The organism is Clostridium sp. CM036 (assembly GCF_055081135.1).
The window spans coordinates 419,101-439,129 of the sequence record NZ_CM143652.1 but is presented as its reverse complement, the minus strand read 5'-3'; the positions used below and the strand labels follow the sequence as shown (position 1 = coordinate 439,129).

The window sequence follows — 20,029 nt, the reverse complement described above, 5'->3', positions numbered from 1 at the left end:
TAACCCCATACTATTATTGTATGGAGTATACTAATTTTATAGATGAAGCTTATTGAATTTTGACGTAGATCTTTCACTCCATATTATCACTTTCTTTGTAGTGATTTAACCTGTTAACGGCTGGGCCTTCTATAATATCGCCTTCAAAAGTAAATCTTGATCCATGACAAGGGCAATCCCAGGATTTTTCCGCACTATTCCATTTCAGTTCACAACCTATGTGCGTACATGTTATATCAACTATATGCAGTTTTCCATTTTTGTCCCTATATGCTCCATACCTTTCTCCATCAATCTCTACCATCTTTCCCTCATCATTTTTTAATTCAATATTATATTGTCCAACTTGAAGTTTTCCCTTTATTAATTGCTTTGCAACATCAAAATTCTCCTTAGCAAAATTCTTAATCCCATCAGTTGAAATATTACGCGATGGATTATATACGTCTTGATAAGGACTTACCTTATTAACTATAATATCCCTTAGTATATTCGCAGCCGCTGTTCCATTTGTCATTCCCCATTCACCATAACCTGTAGCAACATAAATATTTTCTGATGAAGAAGTAAGATTACCTACATATGGCACACCATCTATTGTTATATAGTCTTGAGTCGACCATCTATACAAAAATTTTTCAATACTAAAGTTTTTTTCAGCATACTTTTCTAAATTAACATAATGTTTTATCATATCACCACCATGAGCAGTTTTATGATCTTGGCCCCCGATAATTATCATCTGGACATCCTTATACTTTTGTGAACGAAAATACCAACCTTTCTCCCCTGCATCTACAAATGTACCTTTTGGCAATTCATCCTTTATTTTTGCAGTTATTACATATGACCTTTGTGGTCGAAGCCTTGCAAAATACAGCCCTAACCCATCATAAAAAGGAAAATGTGAAGCTAAAACAACTATTGGAGCTATTACTTTAAAGCCTGTGTCTGTTATTACAGTGTATAAATCATCATGTTCAATATCTACAGCTCTGGTATTTTCATATATGTTACAATCATTGCTAGAAATGTTTTTAGCAATTTCAAGGAGGTATTTTCTAGGGTGAAATTGAGCTTGATTTTCAAAACATAATGCACCCTTTATTGAAAATGGCAAATCCAACTTTTCAACATATTTTGCTTTTATACCTAGCCTTTTAGCAGCTTCTGCTTCTTCCTTAATAGTATCTATATAGTTTTCATCCGTTGTATAGATGTATGCTGGTAGCCTACAAAAATCGCAATCAATATTATATTTTTTCACCATACATTCTATAAAATCTATTGCCCCTTCATTAGCATCTGCATACTGCTTAGCTTTTTCAATTCCCACACTTCTAATTAAATTACTATATATTATATCATGTTGTGAAGTAATATAAGCTGTGGTGTGCCCTGTAGCTCCCTTGGCTATTTTATCTGCTTCAATTAACGCAACTTTGAACCCTTCATTTTTTAAAAGGAGAGCAGTTGTTATGCCTGTAATACCTCCCCCTATTATTGCTATATCAACTTTAACATCTTTTTCTAAAGCTTTATAGTTTGTTTCATTAGTTGAATCAATCCAATAAGATTTTGATTTTAATTGTTTATTAATACATACATCATTTTTTTCATCCATAAAATTACTTCCTCCCTTTAATAATAAAAGAACAATTTTATTTTGTGTTTACAAATTAAAAATATGTACATTAAAAATTATGTCACAAATTTTCAAAAAAAGATTGATAGAAAATATAGAAGTAGTTTGTGCATGTCACGGGTGAATAATATTGTATCTGTATTGATTTAATGTGATGAAAATGGTTAAGAGGAGCATAAGCTCCTCCTAACCATTTTAAAAATATTCAATATTCAAATATAATTTATTATTTGCTGTTTATTACAAAAATGTACTAACTATAAATTTTAATTTTTAATGCTCTCACTCCAGCGATTATATTGCTCTTCCTGGTAGTATAGCATCTAGTATTCCAATGACTATTGAAGCAAATATTGCACCTATCATAGATACTCTCATCCCAGGTACTAGGAATTGCGCTATATATAATATTATAGCCGCTATTACAAACCCTTTTATTCCCTTCCCAAAAGGCGATGCATCGACGCGCATAAGTTTTTCCACTAAATAATCTATTAAAGATATAACTACCGCCGCTAATATAATTGACCGTAGACCCACAAGTACAAAACCTGGTGTTAAAAATGACGTTATAGCTAATATAATTGAAGTTACTACAAATCTTATTATCATACCTGTTAAGCTATTAAAAGCACCTTTTTTCTCTTTATTTTCCATAATTAAATTACCTCCTTATTTAAATTTTTTTATACTTATATGTTTACCAAGAAGCTGAAATTTTATTATGAAAAATAAACAAACATTATTTCACTAACTATTACCATAAAATAAAAATTATAAATTAATAAAAGCTGTTAATAATATAAGTAGTAATTAATAAGAAAGTGTTACCGTGAATGACCATTTAATAACCAGTTACAGCTATCTTACTTCTACCTTCCATTAAAACTACATTTTAAAAATTCTTTTATACTTGATACTCAATTAACTTTATAAAGTGAACACAGAAATCATGCTTACTTATATTTGACAAAAAATATTAATCACCGTATAATTATGCATATTTCCCATTTTAAATATAGCAAATGTTACAACCATTTTAATTATTATGTTATATAAGCCTAAGAACAAAGGAGTATACAAGATGAAAAATCAAATCATTAATGAAATTGAAAATATAAAAGAAGATCTATTGGAAATAAATGATTATATATATAATAACCCAGAATTAGGTTGTGAGGAATTTAAAGCGGTTGAAAAATTAACATCTTTTCTTGAAGAACATTCTTTCAAAGTCGATATTAATATAGCAAACAGGGAAACTGCATTCAAAGCTATATATGACAGTAACCTAAAAGGTCCAACCATTGCATTTTTGTGTGAATATGATTCATTACCAGGAATAGGACATGGCTGTGGTCACGACATGATAGGAACAATTAGTGCCGGAGCAGCTGTTGCTTTAAGCAAAGTAATAAGCCAAGTTGGTGGGAAAATAGAAGTATATGGAACCCCTGCCGAGGAAACATTTGGTGCGAAAGTTGATATGGTTGAACAAGGAGTATTTGACAATGTTGATGTTGCTATGATGATGCATCCGTATGGCAAGACATGTTCAAGTGGATCATCCTTGGCTATGGAAGCACTAGAGTTTGATTTTACAGGAAAGTCAAGCCACTCTGCAAGCACACCTGAAAATGGAATTAACGCACTGGATGCTGTGCTATTAATGTTTAATGGTATAAATGCAATGAGACAACATGTGACCTCAGATGTAAGAATACATGGCATTATCAGCGAAGGTGGTGTAGCTGCCAATATAGTGCCCGATAAGGCTGTTGCAAAATTCTACATAAGAGCCCAGAAAAAGGCCTATCTTAAAGAAGTGATACAAAAGGTGAAAAACATTGCAAATGGAGCCGCACTCATGACTGGGGCGAGTGTAAAAATCAGCTTATATGAGCCCTCTTTTGATGATATGAATACTAATAAAAATTTATCTGATGCATTTAATGAAAACTTGAGAATGTGCGGTATAACAGATATCAACCCACCAGAAAATATCGGCTCACTAGATATGGGAAATGTAAGTTACATTGTACCATCAATACATCCTCTGCTTGGAATAGGAAACCCAAAATTGAACTTACATACCGATGAAATGGCTAAAGCAACAATAACGCATCAGGCCCATAATTCTTTGATTATAGGGGCTACGGCACTCGCTTGTACTGGGTACGATGTTATTACTGATAACAACCTGCTTTCCATGATAAGAAAAGAGTTTGATGACAGTTTAAAGTAATCATTCCTAATAAAAAGCAAGAGCATTAACTTACTGTATAAATATGCACAAAAATATATAATAAATGTATGTCTCATGAAAATAAAAAAAGAACAAAAATTGATATCGTAACAACGAATCAATATATAACTTCATTTTTCCCTATTTAACCCTTTAATTTTTGTGATATTTTGATAATACGATAATAAAGGTATACTCAAGCCATATGCTTTAATTTCGTATTTTCTATTAATTGTCAATCCCCAGTACACATCTTCAGAATGAATTTTAAATTCTAATAAACTATTAGCATCCTCAAATACCTTTATATCGCCATTCTCCATTTGTGCATAAATTAAATACCTATCAATATTATCATGTCTTATTATTCGTTTATTTGCAATGGTTACTGTATAAGTATTTCTAAAAAAATGCGGAAAGAATATACCTACGCCTACCATTACAATAATGATAATTATTATTTTTCCAATCTTAAATTTCGAAAAAAATCTATCCCTAAATTTATAAGAAATGTTTTTTATCATAAAATCTCCTTTATTTTAATAAATTCATTTACTTTAATTGTTACTCCTTTTTCTAGATATTAGAACATAATATATATAAATTTTTTCTAAACTAATTTTGTTTTAATACATAGCATAAATAAATGGATTGAGGTAAACTAGAACATTATCCAATCTACAGACTTTTTGAATTTAGGTAAGTTGTATAATGAAATGACCGAAGAGTAACAAAAAATAAAGACTCAAGAGAAATACTCTTGTATAATGTTAAGTGACTAAACCAACATATACGGGAGGATTTCAAATGAGTCAATTAGATTTTATCACACAGAGCAGAAAAGGTAAACACATAACATACGAGGAACGCATAAAGTTAGAAGCTTTACACAAAATGGGACTTAATTCAACTCGTATTGCGGAGCAAATAGGTGGGCGTTCAGAACGTACAATAAGGCGTGAAATTGCTAAAGGAATTGTAGAACTATTGAATAGTGACTTAACCACTCGCATGGAATATAGCGCAGAAATTGGGCAGTCAGAGCATGACAAACAAGGTACCGCTAAAGGTCCTGCATTAAAAATAGGAAAAGATCATAAATTGGTGAAGTACTTAGAAAAAGCTATTGGTATAGATGGCGAATCTCCGTATGCAGCTATTCAAAATATCACAAATAAAGATCTACAATTTGAAACAACTATTTGCTTCAAAACTGTGTATAACTATTTGGATAATAATTTGTTTTTAAATATAAGTAACAAAGATCTGCCTGTTAAAAAGAATGCTAAAAAGAGAAACTATAAAAAAATAAGATCAGCGTATAACAATACCAAAGGAACTAGCATATCGGAGAGACCTGCAGCGGTAGCTGCACGTGATGAGATAGGCCACTGGGAAATGGACACTGTAGTTGGCAAACAGGGTACAAAAACTGTCTTGATGGTGTTAAGTGAAAGAGTAACTCGTAAGGAGTTAGTCTTTAAAATACCATCTAAATCACAGGCGGCTGTCGTGAAAGAATTGGACAAATTGGAGCGTAAAATGGGAATGTTATTCTCGAAAACATTTAAAACAATCACCTGTGATAACGGCTGTGAGAACCTTGATTTCGAGGGTATTGAGAACTCAGTAAGAAATAAACGAAAGAGAACTAAAGTGTATTATGCTCACCCATATAGTTCATGGGAGCGAGGCACAAACGAAAATATCAATAAAATGATACGACGATTTATCCCAAAAGGTGTGGATATTTCAGCATTCTCTAAAAAACAAATTATGCGAATACAGCACTGGATCAACAATTATCCAAGAAGGATTTTCAACGGTTTATCTGCCAATATGATGGAACAGAAAACCATTACAACTTAACATTATATTTTTCTTGAAAATTTCGGACATTTTATATTGCAATCTACAACTTTTTGAATTTATAAACATTATATTGATTTTTAATCTATTTTAATTTATTATTAGTATATATAGAAATTTATGGAAGGATGTTTGCAATGAAAACTTTCAATAAAGATATCGGAGCACTTGGTGAAGATATATCAGAAAATTATTTAGAAAATTTAGGATACAGAATATTAGATAAAAATTTTAGATGCAAATGTGGTGAAATTGACCTAATAGCAATAAATAAAGGCTATATTTGCTTTGTCGAGGTGAAAACTAGATATGGAATACATTATGGAACACCCGCTGAATCGGTTACCTCCTCTAAACAGAAGAAGATTTGTAAAACAGCTCAAGTATATATTTCTAGAAAAAATATTATTGACTACAATTTCAGATTTGATGTTGTAGAAGTTATGTTGAATAATGATAATAATAATTTTTTAATTAATCATATTGAGGACGCTTTTCAATTATAATTTTAGATAAAAAATAAAAATAAAAATTAAAATATATTTTAATTTTTATTTTCGTCTAAAATATTTTTCAAAAAACTTTTTCTATGTATTGGAATAGTTCCGTATTTTTTTATTGCAAGCACATGTTCTTCTGTGCCGTAACCAACATTTCTATCAAATCCGTAATTTGGGTATTCATTATGATACTGTGCCATCAGTTCATCTCTATATACTTTTGCAATTATAGAAGCACACGCTATGCTTATACTTAATGCATCTCCCTTTATTACAAACTCATTTAAATCTAAAAAGTTTTTTATTTTATAACCATCTGATAATACTAATTCTGGTTTAATAGTTAGCCCCGCACAGCATTCTATAAATACTTGATTATTGCACCAACCAATGCCTTTTTCATCAATCTCTTTATTGTCAATAGCAATAATTTTATAGGCTAAGGCTCTTTCTTTAATAATATGAGCTAGCTCTTTTCTGCTAGATATTGATAATTTTTTAGAATCGTTAGCTCTTAAGATTAAATCTCTATCCTCGTTTGATTTTAAATCTAATACTACTGCCGCTGCAACTATAGGTCCAGCTAAAGGGCCTCTTCCAACTTCATCTACTCCAGCAACATATTTATAGTCCCCAAAGCTTCTATCAAATTCGTACATTTTTTTTACTCTCTGAATTTCCTTTTCTTTTAGCTCAATCATTCTAGATATTTTAATACCTAATTTTTGAACGGTTTTCCTCTTGTCTTGTAATAGCATATTAGATATGATTTGCTTATCACCATCAGAGAAATCGTTTTCAGCATTCTCTAAACTCAACATATATGTAGATATTTCCTTGTAACTCATGTCTGAAAATTTAATATTAAATTCCATGGTATTGTCTCCTTACTATTTCTTAATAGTGTTATTTAGGCATCTTAAAAAACAAGTATAGCACTAACGTTTTTTTAAGATGCTCTATTTATTTTTTAAAATGCCTACCTGTTTTCAGATAGGAATTGCATATGATTTTTTTATATAAAAATTTAAACTTCATCTAGTCTTTCTAATGATATAGGTCCTAATTTTCCACCTCTAAATTCATCTAAAAGCATAACTGCGACTCTATTATAGTCAATATTACCTCTAGAAATTACTGATCCTCTTTTTTTAGCAATATTATCTAGATTGTCTAAAGGATTCTCCATAATCTCATCAAGTTTATATCTTTCCATTAGCCTTTCTCCATTATTAACTTGGAGTCTTTCTACTAATCTAAGTGCTAATTCCTCTATATCTATGACTTCATCTTTTACAGCACCTGTAAATGCCAAATTAAGTCCAACTGTCTCGTCTTCAAATCTAGGCCATAATACACCTGGAGTATCCATTAATTCTATACCTAAGCTAGTTTTTATCCATTGCTTGCTTTTAGTAACTCCCGGTCTATCACCAGTTTTAGCAATATTATTTTTTCCTAATTTATTTATAAAAGAAGATTTACCAACATTAGGTATACCAACTACCATAACCCTCGTAACTATGTTAACTAATCCTTTTTTTCTTTGTCTATCATGTTTTTCTTTTAATAACTCATCAAGCGTAATCTTTATACTTTTTAGACCTTGACCTGTAATACAATTTACAGCCAATGGCTTTATAGTATCAGTTGTAAGCTTTTTTATCCAGTCTTTGGTTACTTTGTCTTCAGCTAGATCACTTTTGTTTAGTAAAATGACTCTAGGCTTATCTTTACATATCTCATCAATTTGTGGATTGGCGCTTGATTTAACTATCCTTGCATCTCTAATTTCTATTACAGCATCAACAAGTTTTAAACTCTCTCCAATTTGTCTTCTTGTCTTAGCCATATGACCTGGAAACCAATTTATTGTCATTGCCATACTATTTAATCCCTCCAATTTTATTGAATGGATAAAGCCTTATAACCGCTTTTCCTTCCAACAGATTGAGTTTTACAAACCCAACATCACTACTACGACTATCTTTACTGAAATTTCTATTATCTCCGAGGACAAAAATTGAATCTTGTGGCACCAAAACTTCATTATAGTCTTCCATAAAATTTTCATTTTTATAGTGCTCATTAATAATTTCATCATTTATGTACAATATATTGTTGTTAATTTTAACTTTATCTCCAGCAACTGCTATAACTCTTTTTATTATTCTTTGACTTATATCAGCAGGGTACTTTATTACTACAATATCATTTCTCTTAGCCGATGTTATTCTATATGATACTTTTTCAATTATTAATTTATCATTATTTTGCACCGTAGGAACCATAGATTCGCCATTCACTGTAACTATTTGGAATAAGAAATTTATAATAAATACAGCGATTAAAAGTGAAATTGCTATAGATTTTACTACTGCAAAAACTTCTTTTGTCAATATATTCACCTACTTAATAAACTACTTAAATTACTTAATTGAAAACTTATGAAGAATATTTACACCTAAGTTTAATTATCTTTAAAAGTAAAAAGGGACTTTTCAGCCCCAATTTTATTTTCTCATTCTTTCTTTAACTTTTGCAGCCTTACCAACTCTATCTCTTAAGTAGAATAGTTTAGCTCTTCTAACTTTACCTAGTCTTACAATTTCAATTTTCTCGATTACTGGAGCGTTAACTGGGAATGTTTTTTCAACACCAACACCAGATGCTACTCTTCTTACTGTGAAAGTTTCTCTTAAACCGCCGTGTTGTCTTTTAAGAACGGTTCCTTCGAATACTTGGATTCTCTCCTTGTTACCTTCACTAATTTTGATGTGAACCTTAACAGTATCACCTACACTAAATTCTGGTAAGTCAGTTCTGATTTGTTCTAATTCTATTGCTCTTATAATTTCTAACATGTGCATTCCCTCCTAAAATTTTATTGTGACGTTCATGCTTATTATAATATAACAGAGGACCGTCCGTACTAGCACAAACTATATTTTATCATAAAAAAATATATATATCAACATAAAAACACTTTTTATACTTATATATAAGATATTTTTAATTTTAAATAACTCTCCGGAAATTAATTAACCACCTGTAAAAAATAACTAGTCAGTATACTAGTACATTTATACTTATTGCTTTCTTTCAAAAGCCTTACTTAATAGTTTTTTATCTTCCTTCGTAAGATTAAGTTTTTGAAATAAATCTGGTCTTTTTTCTTTAGTTATTAAGAGTGACTGCACTCTTCTCCATTTTCGTATGTTTTCATGGTGTCCTGATGTCAATACCTCTGGAACCTTTTTACCCTCAAAGCATTCTGGTCTTGTATACTGAGGATATTCTAGTACGCCATCATAAAAGGATTCTTCTGTGAAACTCTCCGGGCAAGATAATACCCCTGGAATTAATCTACAAATACTATCGACTATAGGAATACATGCCATTTCTCCACCTGTCAAAACATAATCACCTAAAGAAATCTCCATATCTATATAGTCATAGGTTCTCTCATCAATACCTTCGTAATGTCCACATACAAATATTAATTCTTTTTCCGTGCTGAGCTTTTTTGCAATATCTTGGGTAAAAGTAATACCCCGTGGCCCCAAGAATATTACCTTTCCACCATTATGCAATTTAACATCATTAATACAGTGAACTAGCGGTTGAGTTTGCATTACCATACCTGCTCCTCCACCATAAGGAGTATCATCTACCTTTTTATGTTTGTTTATTGCATAGTCCCGAATATTACGAGGAGAAATCTCCAGTATATTTTTCTCTATGGCTCTTCCAATGATACTATAATTAAAAATATCAAACATTTCAGGGAATAGAGTTAGAATGTCTATTTTCATTCTTGCCATTCTTTTATTGGCTTAATTATTATTTCGCGTTTATTAATGTCTATACTAACTATAATATCCTTAAGCACTGGAATTAGCACTTCTTTATTTCCCTTAACCCAATATACATCATTACCCGGAGTATGAAGAACATCATATACTTTTCCAAGTTCTTCTCCGCCCTGCTCGAAAACATTGCAATTTAATAAATCAGCCACATAGTAACTATCCTCAGTCAGTTCAACTGCATCTTCTCTTTTAACCATCAAGTACTTATTTCTATACAATTCTGCTTGCTCTATGCTGTCTATACCTTCAATTTTAAGTATTGCGTTAGCTGCTTGAAGTTTGCAACCTTCAATTTTTCTAATTTCACCATCAATATACACACTTTTTAATTTTTTAAATCTTTCAAGACTATCCGTTAGCGAAAAGACTTTAACTTCACCCTTTAAGCCATGTGTCTTGCCTATCTTACCTACGCTCATAAAATCTTCCATTTAAAATCCTCCTTTCAAAATCACTTATATAAATAACTAAAACTCAAAATTTAATTAAAATAAGAGTTAGGCAGAACCTAACTCTTACTTTATTTCAACAACTACTTTTTTATTTTCTTTAACAGCAGCTGCCTTAACAACCGTTCTAATAGCTTTAGCTATTCTACCTTGTTTACCTATAACTTTTCCCATATCCTCATGAGCTACAGATAATTCAAGAAGTACTGCATGCTCATGTGCTACTTCGTTTACTACTACCATTTCTGGTTTATCAACTAAATACTTTGCCAATACTTCAAGTAACTGTTTCATGGAAAACTCCTCCATTCATTACTTACAAACTTTTCTAGTTGACTGCTATTTTGCTAAGTAACCTTTTAACTGTATCAGATGGTTGTGCACCATTTTTCATCCACTTAGTTGCTTTTTCAACATCAATTTTAATAGTAGTTGGCTCTGTTGTTGGGTTATAGTATCCTATTTCTTCTATAAATCTTCCATCTCTAGGAGCTCTTGAATCTGCAACTACTACTCTATAAAATGGAGCATGTTTAGCACCCATTCTTTTTAATCTTATTTTAACTGCCATGTATAATCACCTCCTTAAATTTAATCATTGCTCAAGTAGTTTTATTAAAAAGGCATTTTACCAAACAGACCTTTTTTACCAGGTTTTTGGAATCCTTTTGCTTGCTTCATAAATTTCTTTGCCATTTCAAAATCTTTTAACAGCTTATTTACTTGCTGTACCAATGTGCCTGACCCATTAGCAATTCTCTTTTTTCTAGAAGAAGAACCACTAATTAAACTAGGATGCGTTCTTTCTGATATAGTCATTGATTTTATGATAGCTTCAACTTTTCCCATTTCTTTTTCGCTTTGAGACAAATCTACACCCTGTAATTCTTTTTTATTTACACCTGGCATCATTTCAACCAATTTATTCAATGGTCCAAGCTTTTTCATCTGTTGCATCATTGCTAAAAAATCATTTAGATTGAATTCTTGAGATAGCATTCTGCTTCCAAGTTCTTTTGCTTCATCTTCATTTATAGCTTCCTGAGCTTTTTCTATTAATGAAAGCACATCCCCCATACCAAGTATTCTTGATGCCATTCTATCTGGATAGAAAACTTCCAAATCATTCATTTTTTCGCCAACACCAACGAATTTTATAGATTTACCAGTTATTGCTTTAATTGATAAAGCTGCACCACCTCTTGTATCACCATCTAACTTAGTCAAAATTATTCCAGTTATATCCAGCTGCGAATTAAAACTATCTGCTACATTAACTGCATCCTGACCAGTCATAGAATCTACAACAAGCATTATTTCGCTTGGCTTAACACTTGATTTTATATTTTGAAGTTCCTCCATTAAAGTTTCATCTATATGAAGTCTTCCTGCTGTATCTATTATAACTACATTATTACCATTATCTTTAGCAAAGTCTAATGATGCTTTTGCTATATCTACAGGGCTCACATTCTCTCCCATGGTAAAAACCGGAACATCAATTTGTTTTCCTACTACCTGTAATTGTTTAATTGCAGCTGGCCTATATACATCACAAGCAACCAATAGTGGTTTTTTGTTTTTTCGTTTCAGTGAAAGGGCAAGTTTCCCACCCATTGTGGTTTTACCGGCACCTTGAAGACCAACAAGCATTATAACTGTTATCCCATTTATAGAAAACTCTAACTTACTTTCTGAATTACCCATTAAATCAGTTAACTCATCATTAACAATTTTGATGACCTGTTGCCCTGGTGTTAAGCTTTCTAATACTCCATTACCTAAACACTTTTCGCTAACATTTTTCACAAAATCTTTAACCACTTTATAGTTAACATCTGCTTCAAGCAATGCTAATTTTACTTCTCTCATAGCATTTTTAATATCTTTTTCGGAAAGCTTACCCTTACCTTTTAATTTTTTTATGGTATCCTGTAACTTAGAAGATAACCCTTCAAAAGCCATAATAAACCTCCTAAATGTTTTCAATAATCTGGGTTTTTATATCACATATAATCTTATTTATATTTTCATCTTTTATATTAACTTGTAAGTTATCTAATTTTGATATAATGTCTTTTAAAGTTTCTTTTAGTTCATGATTTTTATTTAATAACTTTAATTTTTCTTCATATACTAAAAGCACATTATCAGATCTTTTAATGGTATCATGAATAGCTTGCCTGCTAGTATTATTTATCTCTGCTATTTCTGATAAAGAGAGGTCATTATTAAAATACATATCCATTATGTTTCTCTGCTTTTCAGTAAGCAATTCACCATAAAAATCTAATAATAAAGAAATTTCAAATCTTTTTTCCATTTCATCACCTTGCTCACAAGTCATATATTATCAGATTTTAAATGCAGTGTCAAGTAGTTTTACTTAACAGGTCAATATTTTTATATGAACCAGTGTCTTAGATCTACATTTTAAAATAAAGCCTCTACGAAATCCTTTGAATTAAACTCTTGTAAATCATCTACACCTTCACCAACGCCTATATATTTAACCGGTATATCAAGTTGATTTTTTATTGATATTACAACGCCACCTTTAGCCGTGCCATCTAATTTAGTTAGTATTATACCATCTATAGGACATATCTTCATAAATTGTTTAGCTTGCTCAACTCCATTTTGTCCTGTTGTACCATCAATTACTAATAAAGTTTCCATATGGGCCTCACTATACTCTCGCTTAATCACCCTATTTATTTTTGCTAATTCATCCATAAGATTCTTTTTATTATGTAGCCTACCTGCCGTATCACAAATTAGAACATCAACTTTCCTTGCTTTGGCTGCTTGAACAGCATCAAAAACCACAGCCGCAGGATCAGACCCCTCTTGATGTTTTATTAATTCCACGCCTGCTCTACTGCTCCAAATCTCTAACTGATCAATTGCTGCCGCTCTGAACGTATCCGCTGCAGCAATGAGAACTTTATATTTCTTGTCTTTTAGCGATGCAGCGATTTTACCAATGGAAGTGGTTTTACCAACACCATTAACCCCAATTATCAAAAGTACCTCCGGTAGATTTGCATGTTGTATTGGGTTTTCATTTTCACCTAATATGTCAATCAAAACTTCTTTTAAACATGGCCAGATTTCTTCTGGTTCTTTTATTTTGTCTTCCTTCACCTTTTTTTTAAGCTTTTCAATGACATGAATAGAAGTCTCTACCCCTATATCTGATGTGATTAATATTTCTTCTAGTTCCTCATATAATTCATCGTCAATTGTAATGGCTAAGTTTAGTACTTCACTGACTTTTTCTGTGATGCTATTTCTTGTTTTTGCTAGTCCGTCTTTTAATTTTCCAAAAAAATTTCCAAACATTTCTACTCCTCCTTGTTTATTTTTTGTAACAAAGTAATTATTATAAATAATTTTACTTATTCAAATCCACAGATACTATTTTTGACACTCCCTTTTCCTCCATGGTAACCCCATATAATACATCTCCAGCTTCCATAGTTCCCTTCCTGTGAGTTATTATAATAAACTGAACATTATCCGAAAATCTCTTTAAAAATTCAGCATACCTAACTACATTCGCATCATCAAGTGCTGCTTCAATTTCATCTAAAATGCAAAAAGGTGTTGGCTTCATCTTTAATATTGCAAATAATAATGCTATTGCGGATAAAACTTTTTCTCCACCAGACATTAAACTTATGTTTTGAAGTTTTTTCCCTGGTGGTTGAACATTAATATCAATTTTGGCAGTAAGTTCGTCGCCTTCTGTAAGTATTAAATCTGCACTTCCACCCTTAAATAATTCCGTGAAGGTTTCATTAAAATTTTGTCTTAATATAATAAAATTTTCTGCAAATATTTGTTTCATTTTTTCAGTCATTTCACCTATTACAGTTAATAATTCGTTTTTCGCTAAAACCAAATCTTCTTTTTGACCATTCATAAAAGTGAATTTTTCTTTAACTTCTTTATATTCTTCAATCGCACTAACATTAATTTTACCAAGCATTGATATTGCCGCTTTTAGTGCTATTATTTCCTTTTTAAGCTTATCAATGTCTTCAATTTCATTTTTAAATTGCAATGCTTCCGCATATGTTAATTCAAAGTCATCGTTCAGTTTCTGATAGTAAGTATCCTTTTCCATTTTAACTTTCGCAAGGGCTAATTCACATTTGTGCATTTCTTTTTCGGTTTTTTCTAGCACTTGCGAAACATTTTCTAAATGCTCCACACTTATTTTTATATGCTCTTTAATTTTAATTCTTTTAATTTCATTGTCTTCAAATTTTTTTTCCGTTTTTTCTAGTATACTCATTATTTCTTTTACTTTTACTTCGGCACTTTGAATTGAAAATAAATTTTTGTTTTTATTTTTCATGGATTCTTCTATTTCTCTAGAAAATACAATTATTTTTTCATTATATACCGATATTTCATCATTTAATCTTTGAATTTCAGATCGCTTATTATGTATTGTTTCATCAATTTGAGCTTTTTTTATCTTAGCATCAATAATTGATTCTTTTATATTTTCAATTTCTTGCAATTTATCTTTTAATTTAAAATCAACCTTGTTAAGACTTTGTTGTATTTCATCTTTCGCATGAATAAATTTAGCAACAGATTCATTTTTTTCATCAATTTCTTTATTTCCCTTTTCAAGTTTACCCTCTTCTAATGACTTTTCAGTGTTTAGAGCCATTATATTGTTTTTTAATCTGTTTGTTTCATTAATTATTGAGCTTACTTTAGCTTCCACCTTCGTTACTTCAATATTTTCAAAGTGAACCTTATCCTTTAAATTTAAGTTTTCTTCGTTTAACCCTAAAATTTCAGATTTGCTTTGTTTTATTTTTTCCAAGTAAATAATTGATTCATCTTTTAACACATCTAAATCCTTAGCCAACTCTTTTATTTCTCTTTTTCTACCAATTATGCTTGAAGTCTTTGAATATACGCTTCCACCAGTTAACGAACCGCCAACGTTTATAATTTCTCCTGATAATGTAACGATTTTATATCTAAAATTATTTTTTTTAGATATTTGGAGGGCCGAATTCATATCTTTACATATAATTGTCCTACCTAAAATAAATGCAATAACTTCACTAAATTTCTCATCATAACTTATTAATTCATTTGCCATTCCAACAAATCCAGGATTGTTTTTAGTTTCATTATCAATTGTAAGTCTTTTACCCTTAATAATGTTTAAAGGTAAAAATGTTGCTCTTCCGAGATTGTTTACCTTCAAAAAATCTATTAATAATTTTGCCACGGTTTCATCTTTAGTTATTATATGTGATATAGATCCCCCCAAGGCAATTTCTATAGCTACTTCTAAATTTTTTTCCACCTTTATAATTTCTCCAAGTACAAAACACTCACGAATATTTCCTACTTTACCTTCATTCACGTGTTGCATTAAATTTTTTACCGATTTATTATAACCTTCATGCTTTTTTTCCAAAGTTGTAAGTACATTAAAATTAGCTTCTGTTTTATTAATTTTAAAATTACAATTTTTCATAGTTCTTTCATTAAACGTTAGAATGTTTTGTAATTTATCACTTTCTTTTTTATTATCCCTAACCTTACTTTCATAGCGAACTATTTTATCTTTAAATTCTTCCATTTGACTTTCAAATACTGTTTTTGTATTCGCATTGATTTTTATTGAATTGTCGAAATTTTCAATGTTATTTTTCAAAGTATCAATTCTTTTTTTAGAGATATCCATGTTATTTTTTAAAATTAATAGATTATTGGTAAATTCAATAGTTTTATCAATGCTGCTTTGCTCTTTTTCCTTAAGAGTTTTAGCTTCATCACTTTCAATCGCTATATTTCCCTCAATACCCTTAATTTTTATTTCTTCATATTGAATTTTTTCTACTATTTCCATTTGAGTATTTTTTATAATATTCAAAGAATCTTCTGATACATCCTTATTGCGTTTAAATTCCAATAAATTTTTACGAATAATATCGCTCTCATTTGATGTTTTATCAATTGCTTTTGCTAAATTATCTATTCTTTCATTTAGTATCTTTATTTCAGAGACATTATTTTGGTAAATCAACTTATTGTTGTAATATATTTGTTTTTCTTCTCGGTTTTTATTTTCAAATGTTTCAAATTCACTGTTCCAGTATTCAACATCTTTCTTAAATTGGGTTTTTCCCTTTGTGCTTTGTATTACTTCGCCATCTAATTCAGTACCTTCATCGTGTAATCTTTTAATTTTTTCTTCAACCTTATTAATGGAGTCAATAATTATGCTAACCTCTTTGCTTTTTAATTCTTCAAAAAGTTTTAAAAATTTCTTTGCCTTTTCGCTTTCATTCATTAATGGTTCTAGTCTTTCTTCATAAGTGCTTAAAATATCTTCTATTCTAATCAAATTTTGATCTGTACTATCTAATCTCTTTTCTGCTTCTTCTTTTCTTGTTTTAAACTTAACAATTCCTGCAGCCTCTTCAAACAATTTTCGTCTTTCCTCAGTTTTACCACTTAAAATAGCATCAATTTTACCTTGACCAATAATTGAGTATCCTTCTTTTCCTATACCAGTATCCATAAAAAGCTGTTGAACATCTTTTAATCTACAAGATGTATTGTTTATTAAATATTCGCTTTCTCCTGAACGATATAATCTTCTCGAGATTGTAACATTAGAATAATCAATGTCCAGTCCAGAATCGCTATTATCCAAAATCAAGGAAACTTGCGCCAGGCCAACCGGTTTCCTAAACTGTGTGCCAGCGAATATAATATCCTCCATTTTATCTCCTCTTAAGTTTCGTGCACTTTGTTCTCCGAGGACCCACCTAACAGCATCAGATATATTGCTTTTACCACTTCCATTTGGCCCAACTACTGCCGTAATTCCCTTCGTGAATGTTAACTCTGTTTTATCTGCAAAGGATTTAAATCCTCTTATTTCAATAGATTTTAAGAACATTAAAACACTCTCCTATTTTACCTAAATAGCATTGGCGATATAAATCCTATAATAAAAATTACAACTATACTATAAATAAATACCTTTGTATATTTATCTCTTGTTTTCTTTTTCATAATTCACCTCATATTTTTATTTTTTTCTTTAATATAAATAAAGTATATATTACTACAAATAATTTAACGTAATATATACTTTATTTAACGTGCAAGGATAGACACTATATTCTATACACCAAATTAAAATCCTTCTTTATACTTTGAGGACACATACTCATGTATGGTCATAATAATGCATTTTTCTTCTTTAGATATACTAATACTTCCACGGCTAATGGTAATATCTTGGGATATTTCTATTGAAACTGTTTTTATTTGTTTTTTTATGCCATAAAAAAAACTTTTGCCATTAGCGTAAAGTTTTGAAATGTCTTTTGGATTTATTTTCACTAAAACTTTATTAACGCCCGTGTCACTTTTAAAATTATTCACTATAACATCATATAATAAATCATTATATATACTGCCTTCAACTAATTCTCTAAATGCAGGATGAAATGGTCCTGCAACTAAATCATTGCCTTCTGAGATTTCAACAGTTGGCTGTAATCCTATCCTGATCACATTTATTTGGTTTGCTACCATCATAATGTAAATAATCTTACTTATGTTTACTGCTTCACTTAATGAATAAGGTTTGAATTCTTGCTTTATATACATGCTCTCCATAGGTGTATCTTTAATCACAAGTGCCGGATATATCCGACAAATATCTGGCTTAAGATCAATCGCTCTTTTGGCTGTCTCTATATCTTTATTTATATTATCTCCTGGAAGGCCTATCATTATTTGGTGTCCTAAAACAAAACCATACTGCTTTATAAGTTTTGAAGCATTCACTACATCACTTGCAGTGTGACCTCTTCCAGACTTTAATAACACTTCTTCATCAAGGGATTGTACTCCGAGTTCTATAATATCTACAGAGTATTTTTTTAGATTGCTCAATATTTTATCATTAATATAATCTGGCCTTGTAGATAATCTAATGAATTTTATTTTATTATCATCTTTTAATTTCTTAGCAACAGTTAAAAGTTCTATTTGCTTTTCCATTTTTATAGCTGTGAAAGTTCCTCCAAAAAATGATACCTCAATAATAGCATCATCATTATTTATTGTTTTCAAATATTCATTTACCGTTTGCTCCACATACATTGCATCAACTTTTGTTGATGTTCCTGTTATGCTATTTTGATTACAAAATACACAATCATGTGGGCAACCCTCATGTGGAACGAAAATAGGAATAATGTAATGCAAATTACTCATGTACATCCTCCTGATTCATCATAACCTGTTTTGCTGCATTTTGCTCTGCTTCTTTTTTACTATAACCTTGCCCTGAGCCTTTTACACAATCATTTATTAATAGGCTTACAAAAAATTTTCTCTTGTGTGGTGGCCCTTCAAATTTCACAAGTTCATAGCAAATATTTACTTCCCCCTTCTGCTGAAATATTTCCTGAAGCTTAGTCTTATAATCCAAAACTATCTCGTTGCTAATTGCTTTCTCAATGATTTCTTTAAAGTTGTTAAGTATAAATGAATTAGAATATTCTATTCCTTTATCCAAATATACAGCAGCAATTATTGCTTCAACACAATCAGCCAATATTGAAACTCTATTTCTACCACCAGTAATTTCTTCACCTTTGCTCATGTTCATGTACTTTCCAAGTTCCCATACGTTTGCAATATCGCACAGCGAATTTTCGCAAACAATTAGGGACCTAATTTTAGTTAAGTATCCTTCAGGTTTTTCCGTAAAGCGACTGTATAAGTATTCGGATATTACAAGTTGTAATACAGAATCGCCCAAGAACTCAAGCCTTTCATTAAATTCAACCTTCTTTTTCTGATTTGCATAGGAACTGTGGGTTATTGCTGTTTTCAATAACTCTTTATCACTAAAATTCAATTTCAGTTCCTTCTCAAGTTCCTGTAATTTTATATCGTACTTCATAATCATTCCTCCTTTTCGGAAGTTTATTTAAATAATGTTTTCTTCATTCGCAAGATTCTTCAAGTTTATTATTCAATTTACTTAGCCTGACAAATAAAACAATACATTTACTGGTTATCTTAGAAAGATAACTTTTATAGTAAATTCAAAAATAAGTTTGAAAAAGCTAAAGGCCCGCAATACTGCGGGACCTCATGTTACTCTTCTGAGTGAATTTTAATATATTCCACTATATCGCCAACAGTCGCAATTTTCTCAACATCTTCATCCGGAATTTCTATATCGTACTCTTCTTCGAGTGCCATAATTAATTCTACGATATCAAGAGAATCAGCGCCTAAATTATTCATAAAAGATGATTCCATTTTTATTTCTTCTTCATCTATGCTTAATTGCGATGCTATACACGCTCTAATTTTTTCAAACATAATATACTCACCTCCTTACCTTTCTATATTATACCTAACAATTA

Annotated in this window: 22 protein-coding genes; 3 read left to right on the top strand and 19 right to left on the bottom strand. The window is 30.6% G+C overall.

What is annotated here, in order from left to right:
• Positions 1–73: 73 nt before the first annotated feature.
• Both ACWJKE_RS02035 and ACWJKE_RS02030 read right to left on the bottom strand, forming a co-directional pair.
• On the bottom strand, positions 74–1,624 hold the full coding sequence (locus tag ACWJKE_RS02035) for an FAD-dependent oxidoreductase (protein ID WP_220319501.1): 1,551 nt from the start codon (positions 1,622–1,624) through the stop codon (positions 74–76).
• A gap of 315 nt (positions 1,625–1,939) precedes the next feature.
• Complete coding sequence (locus ACWJKE_RS02030) at positions 1,940–2,302, bottom strand: phage holin family protein (protein WP_165414002.1); 363 nt, start codon at positions 2,300–2,302, stop codon at positions 1,940–1,942.
• A gap of 427 nt (positions 2,303–2,729) precedes the next feature.
• On the opposite strand from ACWJKE_RS02030, the gene ACWJKE_RS02025 reads away from it, so the two are divergent.
• Positions 2,730–3,890, top strand: a complete 1,161-nt coding sequence (locus ACWJKE_RS02025) for a M20 family metallopeptidase (protein WP_216302549.1) — start codon at positions 2,730–2,732, stop codon at positions 3,888–3,890.
• A 131-nt stretch (positions 3,891–4,021) separates the two neighbouring features.
• On the opposite strand, the gene ACWJKE_RS02020 is transcribed toward ACWJKE_RS02025, so the two are convergent.
• The gene (locus tag ACWJKE_RS02020) at positions 4,022–4,414 is read right to left on the bottom strand and encodes a DUF1523 domain-containing protein (RefSeq protein ID WP_216302548.1); all 393 of its coding nucleotides are present in this window, start codon (positions 4,412–4,414) and stop codon (positions 4,022–4,024) included.
• A 283-nt stretch (positions 4,415–4,697) separates the two neighbouring features.
• Here ACWJKE_RS02020 and ACWJKE_RS02015 point away from each other — a divergent pair, with 283 nt between their 5' ends.
• Both ACWJKE_RS02015 and ACWJKE_RS02010 read left to right on the top strand, forming a co-directional pair.
• A complete protein-coding gene (locus ACWJKE_RS02015; RefSeq protein WP_462953225.1) occupies positions 4,698–5,759 on the top strand; it encodes an IS30 family transposase in 1,062 nt (353 codons plus the stop codon).
• A gap of 137 nt (positions 5,760–5,896) precedes the next feature.
• Entirely contained in the window at positions 5,897–6,265 is a 369-nt protein-coding gene (locus tag ACWJKE_RS02010) for a YraN family protein (RefSeq protein ID WP_216302547.1), read from the top strand.
• A 38-nt stretch (positions 6,266–6,303) separates the two neighbouring features.
• On the opposite strand, the gene ACWJKE_RS02005 is transcribed toward ACWJKE_RS02010, so the two are convergent.
• From ACWJKE_RS02005 to acpP, 16 genes are all read right to left on the bottom strand, one after another.
• Entirely contained in the window at positions 6,304–7,107 is an 804-nt protein-coding gene (locus ACWJKE_RS02005) for a ribonuclease HII (RefSeq protein ID WP_462959348.1), read from the bottom strand.
• A 179-nt stretch (positions 7,108–7,286) separates the two neighbouring features.
• Positions 7,287–8,138 carry a ribosome biogenesis GTPase YlqF gene (gene ylqF, locus ACWJKE_RS02000; protein ID WP_216302558.1) on the bottom strand — a complete coding sequence of 284 codons (852 nt, stop codon included), beginning with the start codon at positions 8,136–8,138 and terminating at the stop codon, positions 7,287–7,289.
• Between the two features lie 7 nt (positions 8,139–8,145).
• Entirely contained in the window at positions 8,146–8,658 is a 513-nt protein-coding gene (lepB, locus tag ACWJKE_RS01995; RefSeq protein WP_462959122.1) for a signal peptidase I, read from the bottom strand.
• 114 nt (positions 8,659–8,772) lie between these two features.
• Positions 8,773–9,123 carry a 50S ribosomal protein L19 gene (gene rplS / locus ACWJKE_RS01990; protein ID WP_165414008.1) on the bottom strand — a complete coding sequence of 117 codons (351 nt, stop codon included), beginning with the start codon at positions 9,121–9,123 and terminating at the stop codon, positions 8,773–8,775.
• A 225-nt stretch (positions 9,124–9,348) separates the two neighbouring features.
• A complete protein-coding gene (gene trmD / locus ACWJKE_RS01985) occupies positions 9,349–10,074 on the bottom strand; it encodes a tRNA (guanosine(37)-N1)-methyltransferase TrmD (RefSeq protein ID WP_216302545.1) in 726 nt (241 codons plus the stop codon).
• The gene (rimM, locus tag ACWJKE_RS01980) at positions 10,071–10,562 is read right to left on the bottom strand and encodes a ribosome maturation factor RimM (protein WP_165414010.1); all 492 of its coding nucleotides are present in this window, start codon (positions 10,560–10,562) and stop codon (positions 10,071–10,073) included. The genes trmD and rimM overlap by 4 nt, the downstream gene beginning before the upstream one ends.
• Positions 10,563–10,646: 84 nt before the next feature.
• Positions 10,647–10,874: a KH domain-containing protein gene (locus tag ACWJKE_RS01975; RefSeq protein ID WP_165414011.1), complete on the bottom strand. Its 228-nt coding sequence runs from the start codon at positions 10,872–10,874 to the stop codon at positions 10,647–10,649.
• 34 nt (positions 10,875–10,908) lie between these two features.
• Complete coding sequence (gene rpsP / locus ACWJKE_RS01970) at positions 10,909–11,151, bottom strand: 30S ribosomal protein S16 (RefSeq protein ID WP_165414012.1); 243 nt, start codon at positions 11,149–11,151, stop codon at positions 10,909–10,911.
• A 44-nt stretch (positions 11,152–11,195) separates the two neighbouring features.
• Positions 11,196–12,545: a signal recognition particle protein gene (gene ffh / locus ACWJKE_RS01965; RefSeq protein WP_216302544.1), complete on the bottom strand. Its 1,350-nt coding sequence runs from the start codon at positions 12,543–12,545 to the stop codon at positions 11,196–11,198.
• 10 nt (positions 12,546–12,555) lie between these two features.
• A complete protein-coding gene (locus ACWJKE_RS01960) occupies positions 12,556–12,903 on the bottom strand; it encodes a putative DNA-binding protein (RefSeq protein ID WP_216302543.1) in 348 nt (115 codons plus the stop codon).
• 110 nt (positions 12,904–13,013) lie between these two features.
• The gene (gene ftsY / locus ACWJKE_RS01955; protein ID WP_216302542.1) at positions 13,014–13,925 is read right to left on the bottom strand and encodes a signal recognition particle-docking protein FtsY; all 912 of its coding nucleotides are present in this window, start codon (positions 13,923–13,925) and stop codon (positions 13,014–13,016) included.
• A 52-nt stretch (positions 13,926–13,977) separates the two neighbouring features.
• Positions 13,978–17,532, bottom strand: coding sequence for a chromosome segregation protein SMC (smc, locus tag ACWJKE_RS01950; protein ID WP_462959121.1), 3,555 nt, complete (start codon positions 17,530–17,532; stop codon positions 13,978–13,980).
• A gap of 17 nt (positions 17,533–17,549) precedes the next feature.
• Positions 17,550–17,648, bottom strand: coding sequence for a DUF4044 domain-containing protein (locus ACWJKE_RS01945; RefSeq protein WP_165414017.1), 99 nt, complete (start codon positions 17,646–17,648; stop codon positions 17,550–17,552).
• A gap of 123 nt (positions 17,649–17,771) precedes the next feature.
• The gene (locus ACWJKE_RS01940) at positions 17,772–18,863 is read right to left on the bottom strand and encodes an elongator complex protein 3 (RefSeq protein WP_216302540.1); all 1,092 of its coding nucleotides are present in this window, start codon (positions 18,861–18,863) and stop codon (positions 17,772–17,774) included.
• Positions 18,856–19,557 carry a ribonuclease III gene (gene rnc / locus ACWJKE_RS01935; protein ID WP_462959120.1) on the bottom strand — a complete coding sequence of 234 codons (702 nt, stop codon included), beginning with the start codon at positions 19,555–19,557 and terminating at the stop codon, positions 18,856–18,858. Before rnc ends, ACWJKE_RS01940 begins: the two co-directional genes overlap by 8 nt.
• Before the next feature lie 197 nt (positions 19,558–19,754).
• Complete coding sequence (gene acpP / locus ACWJKE_RS01930; RefSeq protein WP_304518712.1) at positions 19,755–19,988, bottom strand: acyl carrier protein; 234 nt, start codon at positions 19,986–19,988, stop codon at positions 19,755–19,757.
• Positions 19,989–20,029 lie beyond the last annotated feature (41 nt).

Bases quoted from the DNA above. Each gene is read 5' to 3' on its own strand.
- rpsP (WP_165414012.1), bottom strand. From the start codon at position 11,151: ATGGCAGTTAAAATAAGATTAAAAAGAATGGGTGCTAAACATGCTCCA.
- ACWJKE_RS02025 (WP_216302549.1), top strand. From the start codon at position 2,730: ATGAAAAATCAAATCATTAATGAAATTGAAAATATAAAAGAAGATCTA.
- ACWJKE_RS01975 (WP_165414011.1), bottom strand. From the start codon at position 10,874: ATGAAACAGTTACTTGAAGTATTGGCAAAGTATTTAGTTGATAAACCA.
- ACWJKE_RS02010 (WP_216302547.1), top strand. From the start codon at position 5,897: ATGAAAACTTTCAATAAAGATATCGGAGCACTTGGTGAAGATATATCA.
- ACWJKE_RS01940 (WP_216302540.1), bottom strand. From the start codon at position 18,863: ATGAGTAATTTGCATTACATTATTCCTATTTTCGTTCCACATGAGGGT.
- ACWJKE_RS01945 (WP_165414017.1), bottom strand. From the start codon at position 17,648: ATGAAAAAGAAAACAAGAGATAAATATACAAAGGTATTTATTTATAGT.
- ffh (WP_216302544.1), bottom strand. From the start codon at position 12,545: ATGGCTTTTGAAGGGTTATCTTCTAAGTTACAGGATACCATAAAAAAA.
- ylqF (WP_216302558.1), bottom strand. From the start codon at position 8,138: ATGACAATAAATTGGTTTCCAGGTCATATGGCTAAGACAAGAAGACAA.
- ACWJKE_RS02035 (WP_220319501.1), bottom strand. From the start codon at position 1,624: ATGGATGAAAAAAATGATGTATGTATTAATAAACAATTAAAATCAAAA.
- smc (WP_462959121.1), bottom strand. From the start codon at position 17,532: ATGTTCTTAAAATCTATTGAAATAAGAGGATTTAAATCCTTTGCAGAT.
- trmD (WP_216302545.1), bottom strand. From the start codon at position 10,074: ATGAAAATAGACATTCTAACTCTATTCCCTGAAATGTTTGATATTTTT.
- rimM (WP_165414010.1), bottom strand. From the start codon at position 10,562: ATGGAAGATTTTATGAGCGTAGGTAAGATAGGCAAGACACATGGCTTA.
- ACWJKE_RS02030 (WP_165414002.1), bottom strand. From the start codon at position 2,302: ATGGAAAATAAAGAGAAAAAAGGTGCTTTTAATAGCTTAACAGGTATG.
- ACWJKE_RS01960 (WP_216302543.1), bottom strand. From the start codon at position 12,903: ATGGAAAAAAGATTTGAAATTTCTTTATTATTAGATTTTTATGGTGAA.
- rnc (WP_462959120.1), bottom strand. From the start codon at position 19,557: ATGAAGTACGATATAAAATTACAGGAACTTGAGAAGGAACTGAAATTG.
- rplS (WP_165414008.1), bottom strand. From the start codon at position 9,123: ATGTTAGAAATTATAAGAGCAATAGAATTAGAACAAATCAGAACTGAC.
- ACWJKE_RS02015 (WP_462953225.1), top strand. From the start codon at position 4,698: ATGAGTCAATTAGATTTTATCACACAGAGCAGAAAAGGTAAACACATA.
- ftsY (WP_216302542.1), bottom strand. From the start codon at position 13,925: ATGTTTGGAAATTTTTTTGGAAAATTAAAAGACGGACTAGCAAAAACA.
- ACWJKE_RS02005 (WP_462959348.1), bottom strand. From the start codon at position 7,107: ATGAGTTACAAGGAAATATCTACATATATGTTGAGTTTAGAGAATGCT.
- ACWJKE_RS02020 (WP_216302548.1), bottom strand. From the start codon at position 4,414: ATGATAAAAAACATTTCTTATAAATTTAGGGATAGATTTTTTTCGAAA.